This is a genomic window from Cupriavidus sp. SIMBA_020 (assembly GCF_046535395.1).
Classification (GTDB): Bacteria; Pseudomonadota; Gammaproteobacteria; order Burkholderiales; family Burkholderiaceae; genus Cupriavidus; species Cupriavidus campinensis.
In genome coordinates, this window is record NZ_JAWRWU010001379.1 from 1 (window position 1) to 246 (window position 246).

General features: G+C 65.9%; 1 protein-coding gene. It reads right to left on the bottom strand.

Annotation, left to right across the window (positions count from 1 at the left end):
• On the bottom strand, positions 1–246 hold a 246-nt coding region (locus tag SB751_RS34020), incomplete at both ends, for a chorismate-binding protein (RefSeq protein WP_410749500.1).

Consider the following 246-nt stretch of genomic DNA (forward strand, 5'->3'; position numbering starts at 1 on the left):
ATTGCCGTAGTGGATCACGCCCGTGCGGATCGTGATCGCCAGATCCATCTCGCCGTTGAACGAGAGGTAGCCGACCGCGCCGCCGTAGAGGCCGCGCTTCCCCGGTTCGAGTTCGTCGATGAGTTCCATCGCGCGCACCTTCGGCGCACCCGAGAGCGTGCCGGCCGGGAAGGTCGCGCGCAGCACGTCGAAGTTGCTCACGCCGGGCTTGAGCTTGCCTTCCACCGAACTCACGATGTGCTGCAC